Annotated in this window: 15 protein-coding genes and 1 pseudogene; 7 read left to right on the top strand and 9 right to left on the bottom strand. The window is 73.1% G+C overall.

What is annotated here, in order from left to right; translation table 11 throughout:
* Nucleotides 1-27: 27 nt before the first annotated feature.
* Nucleotides 28-1,380 carry a dipeptidase gene (locus FIV44_RS20515; protein WP_141006065.1) on the bottom strand — a complete coding sequence of 451 codons (1,353 nt, stop codon included), beginning with the start codon at nt 1,378-1,380 and terminating at the stop codon, nt 28-30.
* 29 nt (nt 1,381-1,409) lie between these two features.
* On the opposite strand from FIV44_RS20515, the gene FIV44_RS20510 reads away from it, so the two are divergent.
* A complete protein-coding gene (locus FIV44_RS20510) occupies nt 1,410-2,009 on the top strand; it encodes a SecDF P1 head subdomain-containing protein (RefSeq protein ID WP_141006064.1) in 600 nt (199 codons plus the stop codon).
* A gap of 8 nt (nt 2,010-2,017) precedes the next feature.
* Here FIV44_RS20510 and FIV44_RS20505 read toward each other — a convergent pair whose 3' ends face one another.
* Complete coding sequence (locus tag FIV44_RS20505) at nt 2,018-2,377, bottom strand: sterol carrier family protein (RefSeq protein WP_141006063.1); 360 nt, start codon at nt 2,375-2,377, stop codon at nt 2,018-2,020.
* Nucleotides 2,378-2,397: 20 nt separating this feature from the next.
* Here FIV44_RS20505 and FIV44_RS20500 point away from each other — a divergent pair, with 20 nt between their 5' ends.
* The gene (locus FIV44_RS20500; RefSeq protein WP_141006062.1) at nt 2,398-3,465 is read left to right on the top strand and encodes a hypothetical protein; all 1,068 of its coding nucleotides are present in this window, start codon (nt 2,398-2,400) and stop codon (nt 3,463-3,465) included.
* Between the two features lies 1 nt (nt 3,466).
* Here the strand turns inward: FIV44_RS20500 and purL are convergent, their stop codons facing one another.
* Both purL and FIV44_RS20490 read right to left on the bottom strand, forming a co-directional pair.
* The gene (gene purL, locus FIV44_RS20495) at nt 3,467-5,743 is read right to left on the bottom strand and encodes a phosphoribosylformylglycinamidine synthase subunit PurL (RefSeq protein ID WP_246086519.1); all 2,277 of its coding nucleotides are present in this window, start codon (nt 5,741-5,743) and stop codon (nt 3,467-3,469) included.
* Nucleotides 5,744-5,786: 43 nt separating this feature from the next.
* On the bottom strand, nt 5,787-7,607 hold the full coding sequence (locus tag FIV44_RS20490) for a serine/threonine-protein kinase (protein WP_141006061.1): 1,821 nt from the start codon (nt 7,605-7,607) through the stop codon (nt 5,787-5,789).
* Nucleotides 7,608-7,739: 132 nt separating this feature from the next.
* Between FIV44_RS20490 and FIV44_RS20485 the strand changes: the two genes are divergently transcribed.
* Nucleotides 7,740-8,945 carry a glycoside hydrolase domain-containing protein gene (locus tag FIV44_RS20485; RefSeq protein WP_181410723.1) on the top strand — a complete coding sequence of 402 codons (1,206 nt, stop codon included), beginning with the start codon at nt 7,740-7,742 and terminating at the stop codon, nt 8,943-8,945.
* A 28-nt stretch (nt 8,946-8,973) separates the two neighbouring features.
* Here the strand turns inward: FIV44_RS20485 and FIV44_RS20480 are convergent, their stop codons facing one another.
* On the bottom strand, nt 8,974-10,515 hold the full coding sequence (locus tag FIV44_RS20480; protein ID WP_141006059.1) for a PucR family transcriptional regulator: 1,542 nt from the start codon (nt 10,513-10,515) through the stop codon (nt 8,974-8,976).
* A gap of 114 nt (nt 10,516-10,629) precedes the next feature.
* On the opposite strand from FIV44_RS20480, the gene FIV44_RS20475 reads away from it, so the two are divergent.
* Together FIV44_RS20475 and codB are read left to right on the top strand one after the other, a co-directional pair.
* Nucleotides 10,630-11,088 (top strand): nucleoside deaminase, encoded by a 459-nt coding sequence (locus tag FIV44_RS20475; RefSeq protein ID WP_141006058.1) that lies wholly within the window; start codon nt 10,630-10,632, stop codon nt 11,086-11,088.
* On the top strand, nt 11,085-12,386 hold the full coding sequence (codB, locus tag FIV44_RS20470) for a cytosine permease (RefSeq protein WP_141006057.1): 1,302 nt from the start codon (nt 11,085-11,087) through the stop codon (nt 12,384-12,386). The genes FIV44_RS20475 and codB overlap by 4 nt, the downstream gene beginning before the upstream one ends.
* A 93-nt stretch (nt 12,387-12,479) precedes the next feature.
* On the opposite strand, the gene purQ is transcribed toward codB, so the two are convergent.
* Nucleotides 12,480-13,148, bottom strand: a complete 669-nt coding sequence (gene purQ, locus FIV44_RS20465; protein WP_141006056.1) for a phosphoribosylformylglycinamidine synthase subunit PurQ — start codon at nt 13,146-13,148, stop codon at nt 12,480-12,482.
* Nucleotides 13,145-13,390, bottom strand: coding sequence for a phosphoribosylformylglycinamidine synthase subunit PurS (gene purS / locus FIV44_RS20460; RefSeq protein WP_141006055.1), 246 nt, complete (start codon nt 13,388-13,390; stop codon nt 13,145-13,147). Before purS ends, purQ begins: the two co-directional genes overlap by 4 nt.
* A 102-nt stretch (nt 13,391-13,492) precedes the next feature.
* On the opposite strand from purS, the gene FIV44_RS20455 reads away from it, so the two are divergent.
* Entirely contained in the window at nt 13,493-14,062 is a 570-nt protein-coding gene (locus FIV44_RS20455) for an APC family permease (RefSeq protein ID WP_141006054.1), read from the top strand.
* A complete protein-coding gene (locus FIV44_RS20450) occupies nt 14,029-14,973 on the top strand; it encodes an APC family permease (RefSeq protein ID WP_141006053.1) in 945 nt (314 codons plus the stop codon). Before FIV44_RS20455 ends, FIV44_RS20450 begins: the two co-directional genes overlap by 34 nt.
* A gap of 11 nt (nt 14,974-14,984) precedes the next feature.
* Here FIV44_RS20450 and FIV44_RS31525 read toward each other — a convergent pair whose 3' ends face one another.
* Nucleotides 14,985-15,206 carry a hypothetical protein gene (locus tag FIV44_RS31525; RefSeq protein ID WP_219996084.1) on the bottom strand — a complete coding sequence of 74 codons (222 nt, stop codon included), beginning with the start codon at nt 15,204-15,206 and terminating at the stop codon, nt 14,985-14,987.
* A 3-nt stretch (nt 15,207-15,209) separates the two neighbouring features.
* A pseudogene (locus tag FIV44_RS32490) lies at nt 15,210-15,296 on the bottom strand (hypothetical protein); the annotation flags it as partial.
* Nucleotides 15,297-15,298: the final 2 nt, after the last annotated feature.

The raw sequence follows: 15,298 nt of genomic DNA, 5'->3' as shown, positions 1-15,298 counted from the left end.
CTAGCGGATCACTCGACTTTCACCCAGTCATCGGGCCAGATTGCGCAGGAGCAGGGCCTCGGCGAGGAGGACCCGCTCGAACTCGGCGAGGTGGAGGCCCTCGTTGGGGCCGTGGGCGCGGGTGTCGGGGTCCTCGACGCCGGTGACCAGCACCGAGGCGGCGGGGAAGGTCTCGAGGAACTCCGCGATGAACGGGATCGAGCCGCCGACGCCCATGTCGACCGGGGCGGTGCCGTCCCAGGCCTCGGTGAAGGCGGCCCGCGCGGCGTCGTACGCCGGGCCGGTGACGTCGAGCTCGATCGGCTCGCCGGTGTCCACGACCTCGATCGCGAGCCGGGCGCCCCAGGGGACGTGCTTCTCCAGGTGCGCCCGCAGCGCGGCGACGGCGTTCTCGGAGGTCTCGCCGGGGGCGGTGCGCAGCGCCAGGCGCGCGCGGGCCGACGGGATGAGCGTGTTGGAGGAGCCGTCGACCTTCGGCGCGTCGAGGCCGATGACGGAGAGCGCGGGCTGGGTCCACAGCCGCTCGACGGCGGGGCCGTAGCCGATCCACGCGACGCCGTCGGCGACCCCCGACTCGGCGCGCAGCCGCTCCTCGGGATACTCCACGTCGGCCGCGGGCCCGCTGTGCAGTCCGGCGACGGCCACCCGGCCGGCGTCGTCGTGGAGCGTCGCGATGAGGCGGGACAGGGTGATCAGGGCGTCCGGGACCAGGCCGCCCCACATGCCCTGGTGGACGGCGTGCGTGAGCGTGCGGACCTCGACGTTGACCCGCACCAGGCCGCGCAGGCTGGTGGTGAGCGCGGGGACGCCGATGTCCCAGTTGCCGGAGTCGGCGATCACGATGACGTCGGAGCGCAGCTCGTCGACGTACTTCTCCAGCAGCTGCGGGAGGGTCGCGCTGGCGACCTCCTCCTCGCCCTCGATGAACAGGCGCACGGTGACCGGCAGCTCGTCCCCCAGCAGGCGGAGCGCCGCCACGTGGGTCATGATCCCGGCCTTGTCGTCGGCGGCGCCGCGGCCGTAGAGCCGGCCGTCGCGCTCCGTGGGCTCGTAGGGCGGCGAGTCCCACTCGGCGTGGTCGTTCTCGGGCTGCACGTCGTGGTGGGCGTAGAGGAGCACCGTCGGCGCGCCCTCAGGACCCTTCTTCTCCCCGATCACGGCGGGCGGGGCGCCGTCGTACGCGCGCACGATCTGCACGTCGACGCCCTCGGCGGCGAACAGGTCGGCGGTCGCCCGGGCGCTCACCTCGACCTGGTCGAGGCGGTCGGGGTCGGCACTGACGGACTGGATGCGGACGAGGGCCTCGAGGTCCGATCGGACACCCGGGAGGATCTCGGCGAGGCGCGTACGCAGGTCGATGGTGGGGACGGGTCCGGTCATGCCACCAACCTATGGTGCAGGATCGAGGCATGGCACCTTCTCGGGCCCTCGGGGCCATCACGCTCGCGACCGCGCTCACCCTGGCCCTCGCCGCCTGCGGCGACGGCGACGACGCGGACGCCCGGGACGACGGGAACGGCGGCCCGGTCGCCGAGCCGACCTCCCCCGCCGGTACGCCGGCGGAGCCGGTGCAGTTCCGCCGCGTGCTCGAGTCCACGGCGAGCCCCGCGGCCACGCCGGCGCCGACGCCGCTGCCGGCCGACTGCGGCGGCCTGCCCGCGGAGCAGCCGGAGCCGACGGCCGAGGCGATCGCCTGCGACGGCGAGGGCATGGTCTACCGGCTCGGGCCGGCCGAGATCGTCGGCGGCGTGGACGACGCCGAGGTCGGCGCCGGCCCCTCCGGGGGCTGGACCGTGATGCTGGAGCTCGACGACGAGGCGACCGCGGCGTTCGCGGACCTCACCGCGGAGCTGGTCGGCACCGGCCAGCAGCTCGCGGTCCTGTCGGGCGGGACCGTGATCAGCGCCCCGATCATCCAGACCGCGATCACCGAGGGGAAGGTGCAGATCGCCGGCGACTTCGACCAGGACGCGGCCCAGGAGCTCGCCGACGCCCTCGAGGGCGACTGACCTCGCCCCTACCCCAGCGGCAGGTACGGCGCCAGGTCGGTCCGCTCCCCACTGGCCCGCACCTGTCCCCCGTCGACCGCGTCGGCCCACGCGAGCCGGCCGGTGGCCACCGCGATCCAGGTGGCGGCGTCGGTCTCGACGACGGCCGGCGGCGTGCCGCGGGTGTGCCGGACGCCCTCGATCACCTGCACCGCGGCGTACGGCGGCACCCGGACCTCGACCGACCGGCCGGGGGCACGCTCCTCCAGCAGCGCGAGGAAGTGCTTGGTCAGCAGGCGCAGGTCGGCGCGCTCGGCGGCGTCGGCCTCGACCCGGGCCAGGGCGGCCGCCACGGCCACGGGATCGGCTGGGCGCAGACGGGAGGGCACGGGGTGGCAGGCTACTCCCCATGCGTCCCCGCTCCCGCCCGCGTCGCATCGCGCCCGCGCTCGGATCCACCCTGATCCTGCTCCTCCTCGCCCCCGCCCTCGCGTCGTGCGGCGACGGCGGCAGCGGGGTCGAGGTCGGCGACGTCGTGCCCGCGCGCCAGGACGCCCAGTTCTCCGGCAAGGGCGTCGAGTCGGTGGTGGCGCTGCCGATCGGGCGGCTCGAGGTCACCGTCGGCGAGTCGGTCACCGAGATCGAGGCCAGGGACACCCGCCAGCTGGAGCAGCTCGAGGCTCCCGAGGGCAGCGCGTTCGTGCCGATCACCTGGCAGTACGACGCCGCGACCTTCGGCGCCCTCTCCGCCTACCTCGACACCCAGGCCAAGCCGGTCGTGGACCTCGTCGCCGACGGCGCGTCGTACCGCCTGCCGGCGCCGGAGCAGACCGGGGAGGGCGCGGAGTCGTTCTACGTCCTGGTCCGGGGCAAGGGCCGCAGCCCGCAGCTCACCGTCGCCTTCGACGGCGTCAGCCAGCAGGTCGACCTGGCCAGCGGCGACGTCGAGGCCGGCGCGGCCGCGAGCCTGTACGACATCGCGAAGCCCCGCACGAAGCGGTACCCCTGCGCGCCGGAGGTCGACTTCGGCCGGCCGACGGTGCGGCCGCCGGAGTTCTCCTGCAGCGTCACCCGGCCGATGCGCCTGCCGTACGCCGGCGACGCCTGGGCCGAGGAGGGCCGCAGCTGGCTGGTGGTGACCGTGCGGACCACGCTGGGCCGCTGGAACGAGCTCGCCGAGGACCTCAAGTCGGGCGCCATCTACTACGCCGACAAGGTCGAGAGCACCTACCGCCTCGGCAAGACCGAGGCGGCCCGGGTCATCCGCGACAACGCCAACACCGTGTGCCCCGACCCGGCCAACAGCGGCGGCTGCACGAGCGAGTTCCACGTCGTCTTCGACGTCGCGGAGAAGGCGTCCAGGACGCTCACCATCGACCAGGACTACGAGCTGCTGCTCGCCTCGACGTACGGCGGCGCCGAGGCCAAGGCCACGCTCGACCTCGGCGTCACGGCCGAGGCCCGGCTGCGGAAGTAGCTCAGGCCAGGGCGTTCGGCAGGGTGGCGGTCCACGCCTCGCGCAGCTCGGCGAGGGGGACCTCGAACTGGCCCTCGACGGCGAGGACGTCACCGCCGGTGGTACCGAGCTCGAAGGCGGGGACGGCGTGCCGCGCCGCGACCACCATCAGCTCCTCCAGCCTGTCGACGGGGACGGTGACGATCGCGCGCGCCGCGGACTCGGCGAACAGGTCGAGGAACGGGTCGCCCTGCAGCAGCTCGACCCGGGCGCCGACGCCGCCGACCAGCGCCGCCTCCGCGAGCGCCTGGGCGAGCCCGCCGTCGGAGAGGTCGTGGGCGCTGGTGGCGAGGCCGACCAGGTCGTGCAGCAGCGCGGCGAGGTTGTGCTCGGCGGCGAGGTTCACCGCGGGCGGGCGACCGCCGAGGTGGCCGTGGACGACATGTGCCCACTCCGAGCCGGAGAGCTCCTCGTGGGTGCTGCCGAGCTGCACGATCCGCTCGCCGGCGGCCTGGAACGAGGACGGCGTACGGCGGCGCACGTCCTCGACGACGCCGAGCACCGCGACCACGGGGGTCGGCAGGATGGCGGTCTCGCCGGTCTGGTTGTAGAGGCTGACGTTGCCGCCGGTGACCGGGATGCCGAGCTCGTCGCAGGCGTCCTTGAGACCGCGGCAGGCCTCGGCGAACTGCCACATCACCGCCGGGTCCTCGGGCGAGCCGAAGTTGAGGCAGTCGCTGACGGCGAGCGGAACGGCGCCGCCGGTGGCGACATTGCGGTAGGCCTCGGCGAGCGCGAGCTGCGCGCCGGCGTACGGGTCCAGCTTGGCGAACCGGCCGTTGCAGTCGGTCGCGACGGAGACGCCGAGGTGGGTCTCCTCGTCGACGCGGATCATGCCGGAGTCGGCCGGCTGCGCGAGGACGGTGTTGCCCTGGACGTAGCGGTCGTACTGGTCGGTGATCCACGACTTGTCGCACAGGTTGGGGCTCGCGACCAGCCGCAGCAGGGTCGCGCGCAGCTCGTCGCCGGTCGCCGGTCGCGGCAGCCTCTCGGCGGCGTCGGCCTGGAGCGCGTCCTGCCAGTCGGGGCGGGCGAACGGGCGCTGGTACGTCGGCCCGTCGTGCGCCACCGACCGCGGGGGCACGTCGACCACGGTCTGGCCGTGCCAGGTGATCTCGAGCCGGCCGGTGTCGGTGACCTCGCCGATGTCGACGGCCTCGACGTCCCACTTGGCGCAGATCGCCAGGAAGGCCGCGACGGCGGCGGGCTCGACGACCGCCATCATCCGCTCCTGGCTCTCGCTCATCAGGATCTCCTCCGGCGACAGCGTCGAGTCGCGCAGCGGGACGCGGTCGAGCTCGCAGCGCATGCCGCCGTCGCCGGCCGACGCCAGCTCGGAGGTCGCGCAGGAGAGGCCGGCGCCGCCGAGGTCCTGGATGCCGGCGACGACGCCCGCCGCGAACAGCTCGAGGGTGCACTCGATGAGCAGCTTCTCCATGAACGGGTCGCCGACCTGGACGCTCGGACGCTTGGCGGGTCCGTCGGCGTCGAAGGTCTCGCTCGCCAGCACCGACACTCCCCCGATGCCGTCGCCGCCGGTGCGGGCGCCGTACAGGATGACGCGGTTGCCGGTGCCGGACGCCTTGGCCAGGTGGAGGTCCTCGTGGCGCAGCACGCCGACGCAGAGCGCGTTGACGAGCGGGTTGCCGAGGTAGGTCTCGTCGAAGACCGCCTCGCCGCCGATGTTCGGCAGGCCCAGGCAGTTGCCGTAGCCGCCGACGCCCGCGACGATCCCGGGCAGCACGCGGTGGGTGTCCTCGGCGTCGAGCGGGCCGAAGCGCAGCGGGTCCATCACCGCGATCGGGCGGGCGCCCATCGCGATGATGTCGCGGACGATGCCGCCGACGCCGGTCGCGGCGCCCTGGTAGGGCTCGACGTACGACGGGTGGTTGTGGCTCTCGACCTTGAAGCTGACCGCGTAGCCCTGGCCGATGTCGATGACACCGGCGTTCTCGCCGATGCCGGCCAGCATCGGGCCGATCGGGGTCTCCTGGGCCAGCTCGCCGAACTGCTTGAGGTGCACCTTGGAGGACTTGTAGGAGCAGTGCTCGCTCCACATGACGGAGTACATCGCCAGCTCGCTGGACGTCGGCCGGCGGCCCAGGATCTCGCGGATCCGGTCGTACTCGTCGGCCTTCAGGCCGAGCTCGGACCAGGGCTGCTCGCGGTCCGGGTCACCGGCTGCCACGGCCACGGTGTCGAGCGTCGGACGGGCAGGTGCGGAAGCGGTGTCGGCCACGGCCCCAAGGGTATCGGCCGGAGGACGGATCGCCCTGATCGGCTCAGTCCTGTGGGACGGCCGCGACGTCCTCGCCCGGCGGCAGGTCGAGGTCCTCGAGCACGTCGCGCACGGCCTGCTCGCCGTTCGCATAGATCGTGATGGAGTACGGCGCCGCGCGGTCGTCGTACCAGACGGCGAGCTTGCTCCTCCACTGCTTGCCGTCCGCCTTGGTCAGCTCGACCCACGCGGCGTGGAGGTCGTCGCGGACCTCCAGCGGGTCGACGATCTCGCTCCGGTAGTTGGCGTCCATCACGTCCCAGTCCCGCCACTGCGTGTAGTGCACGGAGGAGGAGTCGTCGTGGCACCAGCGGGCCCGCACGCGGGTCGGCTTCGGCTCGGGCACCTCCGTGCAGCCGGCGGCGCGCGGGAAGGCGGCGACGAGCGCGTCGGGCGCGGGATCGGCCCGGGCGGCGACCTCGTCGCCCGGCGGCAGGTCGAGGTCCTCCAGCGCCTCGCGCACCGCCTGCTCGCCGTCCGCGCAGACGGTGACCGAGTACGGCGCCGCGCGGTCGACGTACCAGACGGCGAGCTTGCGCTGACAGTACCTGCGGTCGGCCTCGGTGAGCTCCACCCAGGCCGCGTGCAGGTCGGAGCGGTACGAGTAGTCCCGCTCGGTCCGGTCCCGGTAGTTGGCGTCCATGGCGTCCCAGCCGCGCCACTGCGCGTAGTACACCGACGACGTGGCGTCGAGGCACCAGCGGGCCTGCACCCGGGCCGACTTGGGATCGGGCACCACCGCACAGTCGGCCGCACGGGGGAAGACGGCGAGCAGCGCGTCGGCCTCCGGCTCGGCGACACCCGCCGACGGGTCGCTCGCGCGTGCCGGCGGAGCAGGGCCGGAGCGGTCGAGGGCCCAGGCGATCGCGCCCACCACGAGGACGAGCGCCGCGACGAGGCCGATCAGCAGCGGGACCCGGCGCCGCCCACGGACCGGGGTGGGCGCGACGGCCCGGGGCCGGGTGGGCGGGCCGGAGTCGATCAGGGTGGGCTCGGGGTCGTCGAGCGGGATCGCGTCGAGCGCCGCGACCAGCGCCGTCGTCGTACCGAACCGCTCGGCGGGGTCCTTCGCCATCGCCGCCGCGAGGACCTCGTTGACCGCCGCGGCGCCGGCGCTCGACGCCGGCAGCTGCGGGACCGGGCCCTGGAGATGACCGAGCAGGACCTGCCCGGTGGCCCCTTCGTACGGCGCCCGCGCGGTGAGCGCCGCCCAGAGCACGCAGCCGAGCGCGTAGATGTCCGAGGCGACCGTGGCGTCGGCGCCGTGGTGCCGCTCGGGCGCCATGTAGCCGGGCGTCCCGACGGCGCCGGTGGTGGCGAGCTGCTCGAGGTCGGCGACGGCCGCGATGCCGAAGTCGCACAGCACCGGGCGGATCCGGCCGTCGGCGAGCTCTCCGACCAGCACGTTGGAGGGCTTGATGTCGCGATGCAGGATGCCGACGTCGTGGGCCGCGCCGAGACCCAGCGCGAGGTCGCGGACCAGCGCCACGGCATCGGGCAGGGGCAGGGGACCCTCCTCGCGCAGCAGCCGGTTGAGGTCACCGCCGCGGACCAGCTCGGTCGCGATGAAGAGCGCGCCGTCCTCCTCGCCGGCGTCGAAGACCCGCACGACGTACGGCGAGTCCAGGCGGGCCAGGGCCCGGGCCTCACGCAGGAACCGGGTCCGGTAGGTCGCGTCCCCGGCGAGATGGGGCGCCAGCACCTTGAGCGCCACGGGCCGGTCGAGGTCGCGGTGCACGGCCGCGAGGACGACGCCCATGCCGCCCCGGCCGAGCTGGCCGGTGACGTCGTATCGACCGAAGGAGTCACCCGGTTGCAGCGGCACCCCGCCACCCTATGAGTCGCGGTCGCGAATTACAGGTCTGTAGTTCATGCCGATCCCTGTTACCGGTGTGAAAGTTGTGGTTATCGTGACTCGGCCGCACTCGTCATGACCCCTCTTCCCCTGGAGTCTGCAATGCCCTCCCGGTCCGTTCCCACGCCCGTCCGCCACCGGGTCCGCCCCCGGTTCCGCCTCCCCGTCGCGGGCACGGCGGCCGGTGCCCTCACCGTCCTGCTGGCCCTCGTGCTGCTGATCCCCGAGGGACCGGCTCCGGCCGAGCCGCCCGTGACGGACGCGCCGGTGGACCTGGCCGCGACGACGACGAACCCGGTCACCCCGGGCGACTTCACCGGCTACGGGTTCGACCAGTGCCAGACGCAGAGCCAGAAGAACATGGACGCCTGGCTCGAGCACTCCCCCTTCCGGGCGGTCGGCGTCTACATCTCCGGCAACTCGCGCTTCTGCCGCGACCAGCCCAACCTGACGCCGACCTGGGTCAGCACCCAGCTGGCCAAGGGCTGGCGGATCCTGCCGATCACCCTCGGCCCGCAGTCCACCTGCGTGGGCCGGTTCCCGCGCTACGGCAAGAACATCGACCCGACGATCAGCAACGACGGCGCGAACGGCTACCAGGCCGCGTTCAAGCAAGGTAAGAAGGAGGCCAAGAGCGCCGTCGCCGCCGCCAGCGCGCTCGGCATCGTGCCCCGCAGCACGCTCTGGTACGACCTCGAGGGCTGGTCGAACTACAAGGACGCCACCTGCCGGGAGTCGGCGCTCTCCTTCCTGTCCGGCTGGACCAAGAAGACACGCAAGCTCAACTACGTCCCGGGCGTCTACTCCAGCGCCGGGTCCGGGATCAAGATCCTCGACGACGCCAGGATCCAGGGCCGGGGCGACGTGATCCTGCCCGACCGGATCTGGATCGCCCGGTGGGACGGTGTCGCCAACACCTCGACCAGCTACATCGCCGAGGACGGCTGGCGCCCGGGCAACCGGATGAAGCAGTACCAGGGCGGCCACAACGAGACCTGGGGCGGCGTGACGATCAACATCGACAGCAACTGGCTCGAGCTCAGCGACGACGGGACGGCCGTCCCGCAGGCGGCCTGCGCGACCCCGGCGAAGTACAAGAAGATCACGCCGAGGAAGTCCAAGCCGAAGCAGATCCGGGCCCTGAAGTGCCGGCTCCAGGTCAAGGGCCTCTACCCCGGCAAGATGTCGAAGAAGTACAACAAGTTGCTGAGGAAGGGCATCCACGCGTGGCAGGCCCAGGCCGGGCAGAAGGTCAAGGACAAGTGGACCAAGAAGAACTGGGCCTCGCTGCTGTCCTCCGTGGGCTGAGCCTGCCCCCAGGCTGAGCCGAGCGCGGTCAGCCGCCGAAGCCGACCTGCGGGTCGAGGCCGGTGCGCATCCGCCAGCCGAGGAGCGCGATCCCGAGGCCGGTGCGGTGGTCGGGCTCGTCGAGGGAGACGCCGAGCAGCCGCTCGATCCGGGTCAGCCGGTCGTAGAGCGACTGCCGGCGGATCCCGAGCAGGGCGGCGGTGCGGGCCTTCGACAGCGAGCACGCGAGATAGGCGTCGAGGGTGCGCAGCAGTTCGCTGCGGTGCTCCCGGTCGTGGTCGATGAGCGGGCCGACCTGCTCCTGCACGAACCCGCGCATCGCCTCCGGGTCGACCGAGGCCGTGACCAGCCGGTGGGCGGCGACGTCCCGCTCCATCACGACGCCGTCGCGGTGGCCGTAGCGGCGGGCCGTGCGCAGCACCTGCCGGGCCCGGCCGACCGCCGCGGCGAGGTCGCCGGGATCGGCGACCGGCGTGGCCGCGGCGACCAGGATCCGCCCGGGCAGCCGGGCCGCGATCCGCTCCCGCGCCCCGGTGAGCTCGTCGCGGACCTGCGCCGGCACGGGGCGCCGGCCGCCGCGATGCACGACGACGACGTGCCCGCCGGTGACGCCGACCAGCACCGCCGGGTCGCCGCGCCCGTCGTCCAGCAGCGCCGCCTCGGTGGCGGCGACCGCATCGGTCAGCGGTACGGCGGCGTCGACCTCCACGGCCGCCACGACCAGGTGACGCCCCTCCGGGGGCGGCCAGCCCAGCGCGGCCAGCCGGTGCAGCACGTCGGTCCGGGCGACCACGACGCCGGCGACCAGGTCGGACACCAGGGACTGCGCCGGCCCCGGGCGGTGCCCCGCGCCGCTCCCCCGCCCGAGCTCCAGCGCCACCGCGTGGGCGGCGACCTCGGCCAGGCGCAGCCGGTCCGCGCCCTCCGCGCCGAGCAGGCGCAGCGTGCCGAGCGGGCCCGCAGGACCGCGCACGGGCGTGGCGATCCCGTCCTCGTCGGCCACCGACGCGATCCGGCTCCGCTCGACCGTCTGGCCGTCGGCGTCGCGCAGCTCGACCGCGCACCCCGCCAGCCGGGACACCTCGTCGAGCAGCGCGCGCAGCCCGTGGCCCTCGATCACCACCTGGGTCAGCGCCCGCCAGCCGGCGTCCCCGGCGTCACCGCCGGCCGCGACCCTGCGGCGTACCAGCAGCTCGTGGAAGTCCTCGACCATCCGCTCGAACGGCACCATCGCCGGGAAGGCCAGCAGCGCGAGGCCGCGGCGCCGGGCCGCGGCCAGGATCGGCTCCGGCACGGCGAAGAACGTCCTGCCCAGCTCCAGCGCGAGGGCCGCGACGCCCGCGTCGGCCAGCTGGTCGACGTACGACGCGAGGTGGTCGGCGGTGCGCCCGTGCAGGCCGAGGCCGGTGGTCAGCAGCACCTCGCCGCCCGCGAGCAGGGCGCCCATCTCGAAGACCTCCGAGGAGTGCACCCAGCGGACCTGCACCCGCTCCGGATCGCCGTGGAGCACCTCGGTGCTGGCAGCCCGGAACGACGGCAGGGCCAGCACCTCGGCGAGAGTTGCCCCCATCAGGTCATTCCGTCCGGACGATCGCGCCTCATGCCGGACAGTATGTCCCTTGCCGGCCCTCGGCGCCTCTGGTGATGTGAGCCCCGACACACTCAGGCGACAGCGGAGGCAACCATGATCACCGACGACGACCGCAGCTTCCTCGGCCTCGCGATCGAGCAGGCCCGGATCGGCTGGGAGGAGGGCGGCATCCCCATCGGCGCCGCGCTGGTGCACGAGGGCGAGGTGCTCGCCGTCGGCCGCAACCGGCGGGTCCAGCTCGGCTCCGCCATCCGGCACGGCGAGACCGACTGCATCGAGAACGCCGGCCGGCTGCCCGCGAAGGTGTACCGCGCGAGCACGCTGTACACCACGCTCTCCCCCTGCTTCATGTGCGCCGGGACCTCCGTGCTCTACGACATCCCCCGGATCGTGGTCGGCGAGAACACCAGCTTCGAGGCGTCCGAGTCGTGGCTGCGCTCGCGCGGGGTGGTCGTCGACCTCGTGGACGACCCGGTCTGCCGCGAGCTGATGGACACGATGATGCGCGAGAAGCCCGACCTGTGGGCCGAGGACATCGGGGAGGAGTCATGACGCTGTCCGAGCGCCCCGTGCAGCCCGGCGCCGGGAGTGCTCCCGTGGTCGACCCCGACTACCCGGTGACCCCGGTCCCGGCGTACGCCCGCAAGTCCTTCGTCTCGCTGGCGATCGTGCTGCTGGGCTTCACCGTCTTCACGCCGACCATGCTGGCCGGCGCCCAGCTCGGCTCGGCGTTCGCGCTGGGCGACCTGCTCCGGGTGATCCTGCTCGGCTCGCTGATCCTCGGCACGTACGTCGCCCTGCTCGGCTGGATCGGCGCCCACACCGGCCTGACCACCGTGGTGATGGCGCGCTACGTCCTCGGCAACCGCGGCAGCAAGCTCGGCTCCCTCCTGCTCGGCGGCACCCAGATCGGCTGGTACGGCGTCGTCATCGGCACCATCGGCGACCTCACCGCACAGGCGTTCTCGTGGGAGTCCGACCTCGCGAAGGCCGCCGTCATGATCGTGACCAGCGTCCTCATGTGCCTGACCGCCTGCTACGGCTACCGCGGCATGTACTGGGTGTCCGCGATCTCCACCCCCCTCATCCTGATCCTCGCGTTCTGGGTGCTCTTCCGCTCCCTCGACGAGGTCGGCGGCTGGTCCGGGCTGGCCGACGTCGAGCCCAACGGCTCGATGACGATGGCGGTCGCGATCACCACCGTGGTCGGCACCTTCGTCTCCGCCGGCACCCAGGCGCCCAACTGGACGCGCTTCGCCCGCACCGGCAACCAGGCGCTGCTCGCCTGCGTGATCGGCTTCCTGATCGGCAACGGGCTGATGATCTTCTTCGGCGCCACCGGCGCGATGACCTTCGGCCAGGGCGACTTCGTCCTCGTGCTCTACGACCTCGGCCTGGTCACCTGGGGCCTGGTGCTGCTCTTCGGCAACCTGTGGAAGTCGAACGCCGACACGGCGTACGCCTTCGGGGTCGCCGGCGCCGAGCTCTTCGAGAAGCCCACGAAGACGCCCTTCGTGATCGGCGGATCGGTGATCGGCACCGTGCTCGCCCTGGCCGGCGTGCAGAACCACCTGGTCGACTACCTGGTCCTGCTCGGCGTCTTCATCCCGCCGCTGGGCGGCGTCGTGATCGGCGACTACCTCGCCCGCTGGCGCCGCGGCGGGATGCCCGAGGGCGAGCGGCTGCCCGCCCTGAACCTGCCCAACCTCACGGTCTACGCGGTCGCCAGCGGCGCCGCCTGGATCGCCAAGGAGACCGAGTTCGGCGTACCGCCGGTCATCGGGGTCCTGCTGGCCGCCTTCGGCTCGTACGCCGTCGGGCGGGCCGGGCTCAACCGCCGGCTCAGCTGAGGCGCGGCGCCCCATGCGTTCTTGTCGCGAAAGTGTCGAAATCGCGACGAATTCGCATGGGGCGCGGAACAACACCCGCCATGCTGAGGGCGATCAGGCGAAGGCGGTCTCGACGAGCGAGGTGAAGAAGCCGAGCCCGTCGAGGCCGCTGCCGGTCAGCTCCTCGACGGCGTGCTCGGGGTGCGGCATCAGGCCGACGACATTGCCGCGCTCGTTGGCGATGCCGGCGATGTCGTGCAGCGAGCCGTTGGGATTGACCTCGAGGTAGCGGGCCACGACCTGGCCCTCCCCCTCGATCCGGGCCAGCGTCTCGGCGTCGGCGACGAAGCCGCCCTCGCCGTTCTTGAGGACGATCCGGATCTCCTGGCCCTCGTCGTACGCCGAGGTCCAGGGGGTCCGGGCGTTCTCGATGCGCAGCAGCTGGTCGCGGCAGACGAACCTGCGATGGTCGTTGCGGATCAGCGCGCCGGGCAGCAGGTGGGACTCGCAGAGGATCTGGAAGCCGTTGCAGATGCCGAGCACGGGCAGGCCGGCGTTCGCGGCCTCGACGACCTTCTCCATGACCGGGGCGAACCGGGAGATGGCGCCGCAGCGCAGGTAGTCGCCGTACGAGAAGCCGCCCGGCAGGATCACCGCGTCGACGCCCCGGAGGTCGGCGTCGCCGTGCCAGAGGGCGACCGCCTCGTTGCCGCCGATGCGGACGGCGCGCTGCGCGTCGACGTCGTCGAGCGAGCCGGGGAAGGTGACGACGCCGACCCTCACTGCTCGACGCTCACGCTGTAGTTCTCGATCACCGGGTTCGAGAGCAGCGTCTCCGCCATCTTCTCCACCTCGGCGAGCACGGCGTCGGTGACCTCGCCCTCGAACTCGATCTCGAACCTCTTGCCCTGGCGGACGTCGGTCACGCCGGAGAAGCCCAGCCGGGGCAGCGCGCCCTGGACGGCCTTCCCCTGGGGGTCGAGGATCTCGGGCTTCGGCATGACAGCTACGACGACTCGGGCCACGGCCCGGAGTCTAGTGGTCTCGACCCCGTCTCGGTCAGGGCGCCCTCCGATGCCACAGAGCCGAAACCGGGAGGACACGAGCGGGACCTACGGTGTCGCCCGATGGATCCACGTCGTCACCGGCTGCCGGCCCTCGAGCAGGCCCTGGCCGATCCCCCCAGCGTGCCCGACGTACGGGAGCGCTCGGACCTCGCGGGGCTCGCCCGCCGGACCGTGCGCCCGATCGACCTGATCGGTCACTCGGTGGCGGTCGTGGCGCCGTCGGCGAGCGCGCTGGTCAGTCCGTACCTGATGCTGCGGGTGGTCGGTCCCGGGGCCTGGCTCAGCGCGCTGATCGGCTTCGGGCTGGCCTTCCTGCTGGCGTCGGTGTTCTCGCAGTTCGCCACCCGGATGGCGGCGCCGGGCTCGATGTACACCTGGGTCACCCGCGCCCTCGGACCGGGCTGCGGGCTGCTCATCGCCGCCTCGATGCTGCTGGGCTACGCCACGCTGGTCGCCTTCGGCGTCTCCCAGAGCGTCCGCCACGGCGCCGAGGCCGGGACGAGCGCGGGCTGGGGTACGCCGAGCGTGCCCGCCCAGCTCGCGCTGGCCGTCGCGATCGTGCTGGTCTGCGTGGCGATCGCCGTGCGCGGGTCGGGATGTCCACCCGGGTCGCGCTCGCCGCGGAGGTGACGCTGGTGCTGAGCCTCGGGGTCCTGGTGATCCTCACCATCGCGCGCGAGGGGCTGGCCCTCGACGGCATCCTCTCCCTGGAGGGCGCCAGCCCGACCCGGATCCTGCTCGGCGCCTCCTTCATCATGTCGATCACGGTCGGCTTCGAGTCCTCGGCGGCGCTGGCCGCCGAGGTGGAGCGGCCGTTCCTCAGCGTCCCCCGCTCGCTGTTCGGCACCGTCGCGATCTCGGCCGTCCTCTATGCGCTCGCGTACGTCGCGATGCACGCCGTGCTCGCCGACGACGGCCCGATGCCCGGCCCGGCGCAGCGGTGGTTCCCGCCGAACGTCGACGTCCACGTCGCCGACGCGGTGCTGAGCGGTCTCCTGTGCCTCGGGTTCCTGACCCTGGCGCTGTGCGCCCTGAACGCCCTCGCCCGGGTGCTCTTCTCCCTCGCCCGCGAGGGCCTGCTGCCCGGCTGGCTGGGCCGGACGCACCCGCGCTGGCTGTCGCCGTACGGCGCGCTGGTGGCGGTGGCGCCGCTCGCGGTGCTGCCGGCCGTCGTGGCGACGGTGAGCGGGACCGGGATCGGCTCGATCACCGTCCGGCTCCTCGGAGCGGCGGTGCTGGTCCTCGCCATCGCCTACGCACTGGTCGCGCTGGCCGTGCCCGTCTTCCTCGTGCGGCTGCAGGAGGAGACCTGGCGCCCCGTCGTCGTCGCGCTGGCCGCCGCCGGCCTCGCCGGCACGGTGTCGGCGCTCGACGTCGTCGAGGACCTCCGACACGGCCAGTGGCTCGCCTGCGCGCTCGCCTGCCTGACCCTGGTCGTCGGGGCGGGCTGGTACGCGTGGCTGCGGCTGCGGCGTCCCGCGGTGCTGCGCCGGATGGGCATCCACGACGAGACGATCGCATCGGACCTGCTGCACCGATGAGAAGCCCTATGTCAAGCCGCTTTGTTCTGTTGGGTGATGACGCGTTGGAGTGCGCGGTGGGTTTCGGGGTTGTAGGCGAGGTTGTCTTGCCAGCAGTGCCAGATGATGTGGAGCCAGGCTCGGGCGAGGATGCGTACGGCGTGGGCGTGGTCGTGGCCTCGTGCCCTGGCGCGGTTGTAGTAGTCGGCGGCCCAGGGGTTGGCGTGTCTGCTGTCGGCGGCGAAGTCGACCACGGCGTCGCGGAGTTGTTTGTCGCAGGACCAGCGGAACCCGACGGCTCGGTGTTTGCCGGACTGGCGGGTCGAGGGTGCGGCGCCGGCCAGGC

Source organism: Nocardioides humi, from assembly GCF_006494775.1.
Taxonomy (GTDB): Bacteria; Actinomycetota; Actinomycetes; order Propionibacteriales; family Nocardioidaceae; genus Nocardioides; species Nocardioides humi.
The sequence above is the reverse complement of the archived record's forward strand: the minus strand, read 5'-3'. Positions and strand labels throughout refer to the sequence as shown.

What these genes read in the sequence shown, in the direction of transcription:
- FIV44_RS20515 (WP_141006065.1), bottom strand. Translation starts at nt 1,380, where the DNA reads ATGACCGGACCCGTCCCCACCATCGACCTGCGTACGCGCCTCGCCGAG.
- FIV44_RS20510 (WP_141006064.1), top strand. Translation starts at nt 1,410, where the DNA reads ATGGCACCTTCTCGGGCCCTCGGGGCCATCACGCTCGCGACCGCGCTC.
- FIV44_RS20500 (WP_141006062.1), top strand. Translation starts at nt 2,398, where the DNA reads ATGCGTCCCCGCTCCCGCCCGCGTCGCATCGCGCCCGCGCTCGGATCC.
- FIV44_RS20485 (WP_181410723.1), top strand. Translation starts at nt 7,740, where the DNA reads ATGCCCTCCCGGTCCGTTCCCACGCCCGTCCGCCACCGGGTCCGCCCC.
- FIV44_RS20480 (WP_141006059.1), bottom strand. Translation starts at nt 10,515, where the DNA reads ATGGGGGCAACTCTCGCCGAGGTGCTGGCCCTGCCGTCGTTCCGGGCT.
- FIV44_RS20475 (WP_141006058.1), top strand. Translation starts at nt 10,630, where the DNA reads ATGATCACCGACGACGACCGCAGCTTCCTCGGCCTCGCGATCGAGCAG.
- codB (WP_141006057.1), top strand. Translation starts at nt 11,085, where the DNA reads ATGACGCTGTCCGAGCGCCCCGTGCAGCCCGGCGCCGGGAGTGCTCCC.
- FIV44_RS20455 (WP_141006054.1), top strand. Translation starts at nt 13,493, where the DNA reads ATGGATCCACGTCGTCACCGGCTGCCGGCCCTCGAGCAGGCCCTGGCC.
- FIV44_RS20450 (WP_141006053.1), top strand. Translation starts at nt 14,029, where the DNA reads ATGTCCACCCGGGTCGCGCTCGCCGCGGAGGTGACGCTGGTGCTGAGC.